This is a genomic window from Streptomyces lothianensis (assembly GCF_047779955.1).
Taxonomy (GTDB): domain Bacteria; phylum Actinomycetota; class Actinomycetes; order Streptomycetales; family Streptomycetaceae; genus Streptomyces.
Genome location: NZ_JBLMKT010000020.1, coordinates 86725 through 97135, shown reverse-complemented (window position 1 = coordinate 97135; position 10411 = coordinate 86725). Strand labels below are relative to the sequence as shown.

General features: G+C 70.7%; 10 protein-coding genes, 1 tRNA gene and 1 pseudogene. 8 read left to right on the top strand and 4 right to left on the bottom strand.

Features of this window, described 5'->3' with window-relative positions; genetic code table 11:
* The first annotated feature begins 224 nt into the window (after positions 1–224).
* Positions 225–1544 carry a sensor histidine kinase gene (locus tag ACLF6P_RS04595; protein ID WP_415948261.1) on the top strand — a complete coding sequence of 440 codons (1320 nt, stop codon included), beginning with the start codon at positions 225–227 and terminating at the stop codon, positions 1542–1544.
* Positions 1508–2152 (top strand): LuxR C-terminal-related transcriptional regulator, encoded by a 645-nt coding sequence (locus ACLF6P_RS04590; protein ID WP_415948260.1) that lies wholly within the window; start codon positions 1508–1510, stop codon positions 2150–2152. The genes ACLF6P_RS04595 and ACLF6P_RS04590 overlap by 37 nt, the downstream gene beginning before the upstream one ends.
* 16 nt (positions 2153–2168) lie before the next feature.
* On the opposite strand, the gene ACLF6P_RS04585 is transcribed toward ACLF6P_RS04590, so the two are convergent.
* Positions 2169–2654 (bottom strand): GNAT family N-acetyltransferase, encoded by a 486-nt coding sequence (locus ACLF6P_RS04585; RefSeq protein WP_415948259.1) that lies wholly within the window; start codon positions 2652–2654, stop codon positions 2169–2171.
* A 117-nt stretch (positions 2655–2771) separates the two neighbouring features.
* Here ACLF6P_RS04585 and ACLF6P_RS04580 point away from each other — a divergent pair, with 117 nt between their 5' ends.
* Together ACLF6P_RS04580 and ACLF6P_RS04575 are read left to right on the top strand one after the other, a co-directional pair.
* Positions 2772–3014: a hypothetical protein gene (locus ACLF6P_RS04580; RefSeq protein WP_415948257.1), complete on the top strand. Its 243-nt coding sequence runs from the start codon at positions 2772–2774 to the stop codon at positions 3012–3014.
* A 186-nt stretch (positions 3015–3200) separates the two neighbouring features.
* Positions 3201–4325 (top strand): hypothetical protein, encoded by a 1125-nt coding sequence (locus ACLF6P_RS04575; protein WP_415948256.1) that lies wholly within the window; start codon positions 3201–3203, stop codon positions 4323–4325.
* Positions 4326–4362: 37 nt separating this feature from the next.
* Here ACLF6P_RS04575 and ACLF6P_RS04570 read toward each other — a convergent pair whose 3' ends face one another.
* Complete coding sequence (locus tag ACLF6P_RS04570) at positions 4363–5058, bottom strand: hypothetical protein (RefSeq protein WP_415948255.1); 696 nt, start codon at positions 5056–5058, stop codon at positions 4363–4365.
* Positions 5059–5264: 206 nt separating this feature from the next.
* Between ACLF6P_RS04570 and ACLF6P_RS04565 the strand changes: the two genes are divergently transcribed.
* Both ACLF6P_RS04565 and ACLF6P_RS04560 read left to right on the top strand, forming a co-directional pair.
* Positions 5265–5645: a PIN domain-containing protein gene (locus ACLF6P_RS04565; RefSeq protein WP_415948254.1), complete on the top strand. Its 381-nt coding sequence runs from the start codon at positions 5265–5267 to the stop codon at positions 5643–5645.
* Positions 5642–5821: a hypothetical protein gene (locus ACLF6P_RS04560; RefSeq protein WP_415948252.1), complete on the top strand. Its 180-nt coding sequence runs from the start codon at positions 5642–5644 to the stop codon at positions 5819–5821. Before ACLF6P_RS04565 ends, ACLF6P_RS04560 begins: the two co-directional genes overlap by 4 nt.
* A gap of 122 nt (positions 5822–5943) precedes the next feature.
* Here ACLF6P_RS04560 and ACLF6P_RS04555 read toward each other — a convergent pair.
* A tRNA-Thr gene (locus ACLF6P_RS04555) sits at positions 5944–6020 on the bottom strand.
* Between the two features lie 304 nt (positions 6021–6324).
* On the opposite strand from ACLF6P_RS04555, the pseudogene ACLF6P_RS04550 reads away from it, so the two are divergent.
* Both ACLF6P_RS04550 and ACLF6P_RS04545 read left to right on the top strand, forming a co-directional pair.
* Positions 6325–6816: pseudogene (locus tag ACLF6P_RS04550) on the top strand (SigE family RNA polymerase sigma factor); the annotation flags it as partial.
* 316 nt (positions 6817–7132) lie between these two features.
* A complete protein-coding gene (locus tag ACLF6P_RS04545) occupies positions 7133–8491 on the top strand; it encodes a hypothetical protein (protein ID WP_415948251.1) in 1359 nt (452 codons plus the stop codon).
* Between the two features lie 136 nt (positions 8492–8627).
* Here the strand turns inward: ACLF6P_RS04545 and ACLF6P_RS04540 are convergent, their stop codons facing one another.
* The gene (locus ACLF6P_RS04540; protein WP_415948250.1) at positions 8628–10358 is read right to left on the bottom strand and encodes a bifunctional 3'-5' exonuclease/DNA polymerase; all 1731 of its coding nucleotides are present in this window, start codon (positions 10356–10358) and stop codon (positions 8628–8630) included.
* Positions 10359–10411 lie beyond the last annotated feature (53 nt).

The window sequence follows — 10411 nt, the reverse complement described above, 5'->3', positions numbered from 1 at the left end:
CCGACACAGGAACCCCGACACAGGAACCCCGACACAGGAACCCCGACACAGGAACGCCGACACGGAAACGCCGACACAGGAACCCGGCTCCCTGGCTGCTCGCGCCCGCCCGCCCGCCGAAGAGGGGAGTTTTCTCCACCGCGCCACCTCTCCGCCCTCGCGAGAATGAAGGCGTGGGCGCTTCGTTCCACGTACCGAAGAGGCAGCAGAGAGGAGCGAGTCGTATGGAGCGCACGGTGCAGCTCGGGGGGACCCGCACGCCGCAGGAGATCAGAGGGTTCTCCTTCGCGGCCGGACTGGTGGGGCTGCGACGGGCACTGACCCTGTGGCGGATGGCCTGGGCGGCCTTCTGGCGGTCCCTGGCGGTCTCGGGGGCGATCGGCCTGGTCGGGCCCGGCCTGGGGTTGGTGCCGCGAGCCATGCAAGGGGTGCGCCGTCTCGCCACCCGGCAGCGCGAACTGGCGCTGCGCTGGTCGGGGGTGGAGATACCAGGCCCGCCCGGTCCGCTGCCGCCCGCACCCGAGGGCGCCTTCGGGGTCGTCGCCCGGTACCGGTGGTTCATGAGCGACCCGCAGACGCGGCGGGAGTACGCCTGGGTGCTGGTCGACCCGCTGGCGGGTGCGTTCTTCGCCTTCTCCCCGATCCTCCTGGTGCTCAGCGGGATATGGGGCATCTTCCTGGCCTTCTTCGGTGTCGCACTGTCCGCCGAATGGGACGGTCTGTGGTACCAGTTCATCCCGATCCAGGGCCAGGTCACCGCCACACTCGCCGGTGCGCTCGGCGTACTCCAGCTGCTGCTGGCCTTGTGGTGGGCGCCGCGCGCGGTGCGCCGGCACGCCCTGTACACCCGTGCGATGCTCGCCCCGAGCGAGAGCGAGCTGATGGCCGGCCGTATCCGGCACCTGGCCGCCACCCGCTCCGACGCCGTCGACTCGCAGATGGCCGAGATCCGCAGGATCGAGCGCGACCTGCACGACGGTGCCCAGGCCCGGCTGGTGGCGATGGGGATGACCCTGGACGCCGCGGAACACGCCCTCGAGACCAGTCCCGAGGCCGCACGGGCCCTCCTCACCGAGGTGCGTGAATCCTCCTCGAAGGCGCTGGAGGAACTGCGTGACCTGGTCCGCGGTATCCATCCGCCCGTCCTCGCCGACCGTGGACTCACCGATGCCGTACGGGCGTTGGCCATGGTCTGCCCCGTCCGCACCGAGGTCCATGCGGACCTGCCGGGGCGACCCGAGATGCCGGTGGAGTCCGCCGCGTACTTCGCGGTCTCGGAGGCTCTCGCCAATGTCGCGAAGCATTCCGGCGCCGACCGCGCCTGGACGGACATCCGTTACGATCACGGAATGCTGCGCATCACCGTCACCGACGACGGCCACGGCGGCGCCGACGCCTCGCGCGGCAGCGGTCTGCGGGGCATCGAACGCCGACTCGCCACCTTCGACGGGGTGCTGGTCGTCAACAGCCCGGTGAACGGACCGACGATGGTGACGATGGAGCTGCCGTGCGTATTGTCCTCGCCGAAGACCATTTCCTCCTGAGGGACGGTCTCATCCGGCTGCTCGGGGCTCACGGCCACGAGGTTGTCGCCGCCGTCGACAGCGGCAAGGAACTGCTGGACGTACTCGTCGGGGAGCGCCCGGACGTCGCCGTCGTCGACGTCCGGCTGCCGCCGACCTTCACCGACGAGGGGCTGCGCGCGGCACTCGCCGCCCGCGAACAGCTGCCGGACCTGCCGGTTCTGCTGCTCTCGCAGTACGTGGAGCCGCTCTATGCCCGGGAGTTGCTGGCCGGCGGAGGCCGGGCCGTCGGCTACCTCCTGAAGGACCGGGTGACCAACGGAACCCAGTTCCTGGACTCCATCCACCGCGTGGCCGGAGGAGGCACCGCGATGGACCCGGAAGTGGTCTCCAAGCTCCTGGTCCGCAAGGAGCGCGACGAGGCCGTGGGCGGCCTCTCCGGACGCGAGCGCGAAGTCCTTGAGTGGGTGGCGCAGGGACGCTCCAACGCAGGTATCGCGCAGGGCCTGTTCATCTCGGAGAAGGCCGTCGCCAAGCACATCGGCAACATCTTCACCAAGCTGGGCCTCCTCCAGACGGACGCCGACAACCGCCGCGTCCTGGCAGTCCTGACCTACCTGGACCGGTGACCTGCCCGGGCTGGTCTCAGCCGCCGATCTGCTTCACCATGATCAAGCACGGCGTCCCGGGCCACAGATCGTCCGTCTCCTCGACGGGGATGAAACCGGCGGCCCGGTAGAAGGCCCTCGTGCCCGCGTACCCGGCGTCAGGATGCGAGGGCCCGAGGGTCTTCACCTGCAGCATGCGGCAGCCGTCCGCCCGCAGCCTCGACTCCACCGCGCCGACGAGCGCCGCCCCGATGCCCCGCCGGTGCCGGTCGGGAGCCACCGCCATCAGATGGATTTCCGCGGACTGCGCGAAGTGCCTGCGGTGGAGCAGCAGGCCGACCGGCTCACCGTCCGGTCCGTGGGCGAGGACGCCCGGGAGGGCGCGGGCGGACTCCACGTACTGGGCATTCGCTTCCGGTCTGGCGAACCACGCCGGGAGCCGGGCGAGCAGCCCGGCGGTGGCGGCCGCCAGTTCCGGGGAAGCCGCTGCGTACGAGATGTGGAATGCTGCGTCCTCCTGCATCCGGCGATCATGACACGGCCTCGGGCGCCCGTCCTGCCCTCCGCTCAACCGCCTGACTCCGGTCTCCGGTCGTCCGGCGAGCCGTGCCGAGCCACCGTTCACGGAAGGGGTCGTGGCATGTCGAGCGACCGTCTCATGCGCATCCACAGCGCCGAGTTCCGGGCCATGTCCGAGAGGGTCCTGAGGGTCACCGAGCTCACCTCGCGCCTCAACGCGCTGCCCTTCGAGGACGAAGCGGTCCTTCCCTGCGTCACCATCGGCCGCGACGCCGTGGTTGCCGCGGGTGCCGTCGTCGCCGATGACGTTCCGCCGGCCGCCCTGGTGACCGGAAGCAAGGCGACCGTGCACCGGACGTGGTGACGGACTGCATGGTCCAAGGCGGCGGGCGGCAGACACACGTCAGCACGCCCCCGTACTTCTGCAACGTGTGTAACGCGCAGTCGTGAGGGCCGACGAGGCATGCGGTTGTCCTCCGCCCGGTCGGAAATCGCGTCGGCTGATCGACGGCGTGCTGGGACCATGCCTCTGATTCCCAGCGGAGGATACTTGTTCGTTTTCGTGTGCGCGGGGTGCGGCGGAGAGCTGACTGCCCCGCTGACCCAGGTCGCCTTGCCAGTTCACGCCCACCAGTCGTACGGGAACGGGCTCCGACTCCCGGTGCTCATGGAGTCGGGCACGTTCGCCGTGGATCCGGAGCCCTCGGGACCGCCCTGGCAGCGGTGGGAGGAGATCGACTCGGACGAGGCGGCGGCCCGTGGCATCTATGCACCGGTCCACGGCCTGTCCGACGGCGCACCCGGCGCGATCGTCATGGCACCCGGCGATACCCGCGGGACCGTGCTGATTCCGGACAAGCACGGCGGTGCCTGCTGCGGGATGGCCGGGGGCGACGGGCCCAACATGGCCTGCGAGGCGTGCGGGCTGCCCGTGGCGACCAGGATTGACGACTGCTCGTTGTGGCAGGCGGTGTGGCTCGCCCCCAAGGCCGTGCACAGGCGACCAGTCGACGGCGTCGATGGCGAGCACGCGCCACTGTCCTGGACAGAGCTGATGACCGAGGGCAGAAGCACGCCTCCGTTCGAGGCGATGGCCAACACATGGGGTGGTTCGCGGCTGGGGTTGGACCACTTCTGGGCATGGAGCCCGCAGTGGGAAGCTGCGGCGGGCCGGGCGCTCGCCCATCTACTGGTGGCCTCGCAAGGCCGTCCGGTCCTCGTCCCGGAGGGCCTTGCCGAGGAAGTGTTCCAACGCGCCCTGGACGGCCTGCTCCCGGTGGGGCCACCGATGCGGCTTGCCGTCCTGGCCGGACCGGGGCAGCCCGCCCCAGCCCCGGACGCAGACATCCTGCTCGTGCCGATCCACCCGCAGACGGGGAAGACCTGGATCCTGCCCGGCCCGGCTGCCTCGGCATACCCGGTGCCCTTGCCGTTCGGCGTGTGGTTGTGGCTGGTCTCCCCGGAGCCGGACCTGCCCGTACCCGCGTCGGGCGGCCTGCCTGACGGCGTGCTCCGAGACAATCTGCCCATGCCTCGCCCACATCGCCTGTTCGAGGCCGACTCGGCGGTGTTCCGGCACACCCTGGCCCGGCTACCGGCCGCCCGCAACCCGTGGTTGCGTGAGATCCTCGAGAATCTCACGCAGCACGTGCACGCCGGACTCTTCGGCTGGTGACGAAGAGTCCGATCGTGTCGCGGCGCACGGCACGTCGCTAACTGGCCCAGGGCAGGCGAACAGCTTCGAGTTCGAGGTCTCCCAGCAGCGCCTCGACCAGCGGGCGCGGGCCGCAGACCTTGGTGCCCCACAGGTCGTAGTCCGTGCAGACAGCCCAGGAGCGGTCTGCTGCCCACAGGTTGGAAGGGGTGTACAGGATGTCCGGGTGGTCGAAGAGAGGCAAGGCATCGCCCAGACAGCCGGAGCGGACCTGCCCCTCCTCGAAGTCCTGCGTGATGAGCGGGTTGTAGTACGCGAGGCAGGCGGTGTCCTCTCCCTGGGGGCTGTGCGAGGTGAGGAACCGGATCAGCTGATCCCAGGTCGGCCTGTCGAGGCTGCCCTCGGCCGGCCATTCGATGGAGCCGGGCGGGAAGGTCGCCGCCGTCGCGGAGGGGAAGCAGCGGTGGCAGGGGTACAGGCCCTTGGGAACGACCGGATCACCGATGCGGGCGGCCAGGTCAGCCCAGCGCAGTCGCTCCCAACCGGGCCCAGGGTGTTCGGACCTGCTCTGGCGGTCGTTGACCGAATCGTGCGCGGTCGCGCCGCGCTCGTAGATCCCGCCGAGCACCCAGGCGGCGTCGGGCAGCCCGGGCGCCTCGTAACCGGTGAGGCCGTCGTCCTGTGCGAGCTCGGAAAGCCAGTCAGTCTCGGAGGGAGGAGCGAGGGGCCACAGGGCGAGGACGTCATCGGGCATCCGGCCAGGCTACGGACTCGGGCCGCAGCCGGCCCGCGCTGACGCAGACTGCACCACCCGCCTGAGAGGAACCCCGCATGGCATTCCGCCTCGAAGTCCTCGACCAGCAGTCGGAGCGTTGCGTCTATTGCGGGACGACCGGAAGCGGCGGACGGCCGCGGATGAACTCACCGCGTTGAATCAGGAGATGGGGCTGATCTGATCCCGTGGCGTTCATCGTCGTCTACGACGCCTGTGTCCTGTACCCCAGCACGTTACGAGACCTGCTCATCCGGACGGCCCAAGCCGGACTCGTCCAAGCCAAATGGACCGACCGAATTCTCGATGAGGTGTTCGCGAACCTCCAGGCCAACAGACCCGAGCTCGACCCTGCAAAGCTGGCCCGCACCCGCGAGTTGATGGTGCGTGCCGTCCGGAACTGTCTCGTCAAGGACTACGAACCCTTGGAAGCAGTGCTCGAGCTACCTGATGCCGACGATCGCCATGTCCTTGCCGCCGCGATCAAGTCGCAGGCCCAAGTGATCGTCACCAACAACCTCAAGGCTTCCCCGACAAGACCCTTGCGGCATGGGATGTCGAAGCCGTGAGCGCGGACGATTTCATGCTGGCCCAGATCGATCTCGACCGGAAAAGGGTCTTCGCCGCAGTGCAGCAGATCGCCGACTCGTGGCGGAAACCACCCGGCGCCGTCGTCGACGTTCTCGCCAGACTGGAACGCGATGGCCTTGTGGAGTCGGCCGCAGCGCTCCGCGCAGGCGAGTGACGGGACCTTCGCGCTCACGCAGGCTCACGCAAGCGCGTCGAAGCTCCTGCCAGTGGCAATCCCACGGGGTGTCGCCGTGCAAGCAAAAGGCCAGGTCAGAAGCAATCTGACCTGGCCTTCAGTGGAGCCGCCTTCGGGATTCGAACCCGAGACCTACGCATTACGAGTGCGTTGCTCTGGCCATCTGAGCTAAGGCGGCGCCGCGGGTGATGCGTGGGAGAACCTCTCCCCGGGGGAAGAGGTTCGCATCAGCAGCGACGCCAAGTCTACAGGGTTCTTTCGGGTGCCATTGACCAGGGTGGCTCAGGGTTGTTCAAGGCCGCTCACGGGTCGCTCAGGGGATCGCTCAGAGGTGCTTCGGCTGCCCGGGAGGGCGGTGGTCAGGTGGTGGCGGGGTGGCGGGTAGGGCGGTGGGCGGGACATGTGTGGGTGGGGGTGAAACATTTCCGTGGGGCCGACGCATCAGACTGGGTGGAGCAAACGTCACTGCGGTTGGGGAGGGTATGCGTCGGGCGGGGGAGTGGGAGCAGGCCTATCTGGAGTTCGCCGATGCCAGGTCGCGGCAGCTGTACCGGTCGGCGTGCCTGTTGACCGGCGGGGACACGCATCTCGCGGAGGATCTCGTGCAGGAGACCCTCGGCCGGATGTTCCTCGTGTGGGGCCGCGTCGCGCGGATCGGCAACCCGGCGGGCTACGCCCAGACCGTTCTCGTACGCAACTTTCTCGCGCATTCCCGGCGGCGCAGCAGCAGTGAGCGTCCGGCCGCCGAGCTGCCGGAGGGGCCCGGGCGGCTCGTTGCCGATGATGCGGTGCTGCGGCTGACGTTGCTCGACGCGCTGCGGCAGCTGTCCGTGAAGGACCGGGCCGTGGTGGTGCTGCGGTACTGGGAGGACCGGTCCATCGAGGAGACCGCGGATGTGATGCATGTCAGTTCCGCCGCGGTGCGTACGCGCTCGACGCGGGCGCTGGCACGGCTGCGGGAGCTGCTCGGCGGCCGGTTCGAGGCGTACGGCGAGCAAGCGGAGTACGGCGAGCGGGCCGGCTACGGCGAGCGGGCCGGCTACGGCGAGCGGGCCGGCTACGGCGAGCAAGTGAATCAGGGCGCGAAGGCGGAGTACGGCGCGCGTGGGAGTGGCCGCTCGGGCGGTTACGGGGAGTACGCCACCGGGCGGTGAGCGCTGTGCGCGCGCGAGGCGTGCGGAGTACGCCACCGGGGCGGTGAGTTCCGCGCACGTGCAGCGCGTGCAGCGCGTGCCACCAGCGGTTTCAGGGGTTCGAGGCTTCAGGGTTCGACGGTTCGAGGGGATACGTATGTCTTACGAGGATGAGCTGAGCGAGGCGCTGCGGCGCACCGGTGAGGGGTTCAGCACGGATCATCACGCGCTCGTCGAGGCCGGGCACGTACGCGGTCGGCGCATGGCGCGCAGGCGGCGGCGGGCCGCCGTGTTCGGCGGGGCTGCTGCGGTTGCCGCGCTGGCGGTGACGGGTGCGGTTGCCGTGCCGGGGATGACGGGCGGCGGGGACCGCGCGCGCCCGGCGGCCGGGGGCGGTGCGGTGGCTTCGGCGTCCGGGGGCTCCTCGGCCGCCACGGCATCCGCCGAGGAGGGGGAAAGTGCCGCGGCCGACGGCAAGGGGGTCAGCAAGGAGCAGCTGGTCGAGACCCTCACCTCGCTGCTGCCCGACGGGAAGGTCGGCGCCTCGTTCGGGCGCGGTACGGAGGAGGGGACGGGGATGGCGTATGCCCGGGTCGTCTTCGACGACGGCATGGGCAAGGCGTCGGTCTCGGTCTCGTTCGAACAGGTCGACGACGCGGACGGGAAGCAGACCGAGCAGCGGACCACCTGCCCGGACAGGGTTCTCGTCAAGCATGATGCTTGCTCGGTCCGTACGTTGGAGGACGGCTCGCGGCTGATGGTGTACCAGGGGTACGTCTACTCGGACCACAGGGCCGATGTGAAGGACTGGTATGCCCTGCTGGTGACCCCTGAGGGACATCTCGTCCGGGCGGGCGAGCTCAACGCCGTGGAGGAGAAGGGTACGCCGACGACCCGTCCTGAGCCCCCGCTCTCCGTCGATCAGCTGACGTCGCTGGCCACGTCCGACAAGTGGGACCCGGTCTTCGATGCCCCGATGGCCGATCCCGGCAGCGCCTGGCCCGATGGGCAGCCGGGTGGGGACGGGAAGGGGAAAGAGGGGAAGGAAGGGAAGGAAGGTCCGGGCGAGGCGGAGCCGCCGCCCGCCGTCCTCGGGCAGAAGGAGATCCGTGCCCGGTTCGTCTCCCTGCTGCCGGAGGGGATCAAGGTCCTGAAGCAGGGTGGCGAGGGCGAGTGGGCGTATCTCGTGGTCGATGACGGCAAGGGCGCGAGCATGGTGCAGATCAATGTGCAGCCGGGGATGAACGATGTGCGCGGCCAGCTGTTCGCGGGGGGCGAGACGTTGCCCGACGGCGTCATGTACCAGTGGCGCGAGAGCGGCGGCGAACAGGGCGTCGAGGGCGGTGTGATGTGGACCGCCGACACGATCCGCCTGGACGGGCTGCGGGTGGTCGTCAGCGCCTTCAACGCCGGTACGCAGCATGACGCGCCGACCCGCAGGACCCCGGCGCTCGACCAGGAGCAGCTCAAGGCGATCGCGGCGAGCGCCGAATGGGCCGGGATGCGCGAGAAGTGAGCGGTCTCGGTGGGGGCCGGGCCCGCCACCCCGGTGGCCTGCCCGGACCGCGCCGCCACTTGGCAGCCGCTGCCGGCGGTCGCTGCCTGGCGACTGTTGCCGGCGACCGCTCTGTGGCAGCAGCTGCCGGCGAGGGCTACTTGGCGTCCGCATAGCAGGACACCACCGCCGTACTGAACGGGAACCGCACCGGCGTCTCGCCGAACGCGATCCGGTTGGCCGTCTGGGCCGCCGAACGGATCGCCTCGACGACCGCCGGTGCCTCCTTTTCCGGGCAGTGCACGATCACCTCGTCGTGCTGGAAGAAGACCAGCTCGGCGGCGAGGTGGGCCGCGGACATCGTCTGCCGCAGCGCCGCCATCATCAGCAGCGCCCAGTCGGCCGAGCTGCCCTGGACGACGAAGTTGCGGGTGAAGCGGCCGCGGGCGCGGGAGTCGGTGGAGGCGTATCCGGGGACCCAGCCGCCCTGGTCCCTGCCCCGGTCGCTGCCTCCGTCCCCGTCCTCGCCGCCGGGTGCCGGTTCCGTCGCCGGGTCCTGGGGGATGCCCGCCTCCTCCTGCTCGCCGGAGCCGGCCGCCGGCGGGCAGGTGCGGCCCAGCCAGGTCCGTACGAGACGGCCTTCCTCGCCCGCCCGTGCCGCCTCGTCCACGTATGCGACCGCGCGGGGGAAGCGGCGGCGCAGCAGGGCCAGGTTCCTGAGGCCGTCGCCGGAGGTCTGCCCGTAGACCGCGCCGAGCACCGCGAGCTTCGCCGTCTCGCGGTCGCCGGAGAAGGCCTTGTCCGATACCGCCTGGTAGAGGTCGCCGGGGCGGCCCGCCACCTCCATCAGGCCCGGATCGCGGGAGATCGCGGCGAGCACCCGCGGCTCCATCTGGTCGGCGTCGGCGACGACCAGCTTCCAGCCGGGGTCGGCGACCACCGCCCGCCGGATGACCTTGGGGATCTGCAGGGCACCGCCGCCGTTGGTCACCCAGCGTCCTGTGACGGTGCCGCCCGGCAGGAACTCGGGGCGGAAACGGCCCTCGCGCACCCAGTCCTGCAGCCAGGACCAGCCGTGGGCGACCCAGATCCGGTACAGCTTCTTGTACTCGATGAGCGGGGCGACCGCCGGGTGGTCGAGGGATTCGATCTCCCAGCGGCGGGTGGTCTTCACGCGGATGCCGGCCTGGTTGAAGGCCTTCACCAGGTCGGCGGGCAGGTCCGGGCGTACGCGGCGGCCGAAGGCCTGCGAGATCTCGTCCGCGAGCTCCGCGAGACGGCGCGGCTCGCCGCCGCCCGCATAGCGCTCGCCGAGCAGACCGGTCAGGACCTCGCGGTGCACCTCGGCGCTCCAGGGCATGCCCGCGCGGTTCATCTCGCAGGCGATCAGCATGCCCGCGGACTCGGCGGCGGTGAGCAGCCGCATCCGGCCGGGATGCTCGGCCGCGTCATGCCGCTTCAGCTGGTCCGCGTACACCTCGGTCAGCTCTTCCAGGCTTACGGGGACGGGGCCGGGCTCGAAGAGGGAGGACTGCGAGCCGGGCTCGGCGGGGCGCTGGGGCGGGTCCGGGGGTACGGGGGCGTGGCGCAGGCGGGCGAGGGCCGCGGCGGCCGAGCGGGGTTCGCCGAGGCGGCCCTCGTGGGCGAGGAGGAGGGATTCGGCGTCCTCCACGTCGTAGCACCGCTCTACGCGGACGCCGGCGGCGAGCAGGCGCGGGTAGACGGCGGCGGTGGAGCGCCAGACCCAGCGGGTGACGTGCGGGCGGCTGCGGACGGCCTCGACGAGGTCGGGCTCCCGGTGGATCGCGCCGTCCGGACGGCCGTCCGCGGTCAGCGCGACGAGGGCGGCGCCTTCGCCGCCCGCCGGTTCCAGGGCCCATCGGGTCATGGTGCCGATGGTGGCAGGGGGCACTGACAATCCCGTGGGATCGCGCGCCGACC

Excerpts from the sequence above, each read along its gene's own strand:
- ACLF6P_RS04540 (WP_415948250.1), bottom strand. The coding sequence starts at position 10,358 with ATGACCCGATGGGCCCTGGAACCGGCGGGCGGCGAAGGCGCCGCCCTC.
- ACLF6P_RS04595 (WP_415948261.1), top strand. The coding sequence starts at position 225 with ATGGAGCGCACGGTGCAGCTCGGGGGGACCCGCACGCCGCAGGAGATC.
- ACLF6P_RS04585 (WP_415948259.1), bottom strand. The coding sequence starts at position 2,654 with ATGCAGGAGGACGCAGCATTCCACATCTCGTACGCAGCGGCTTCCCCG.
- ACLF6P_RS04570 (WP_415948255.1), bottom strand. The coding sequence starts at position 5,058 with ATGCCCGATGACGTCCTCGCCCTGTGGCCCCTCGCTCCTCCCTCCGAG.
- ACLF6P_RS04545 (WP_415948251.1), top strand. The coding sequence starts at position 7,133 with ATGTCTTACGAGGATGAGCTGAGCGAGGCGCTGCGGCGCACCGGTGAG.
- ACLF6P_RS04580 (WP_415948257.1), top strand. The coding sequence starts at position 2,772 with ATGTCGAGCGACCGTCTCATGCGCATCCACAGCGCCGAGTTCCGGGCC.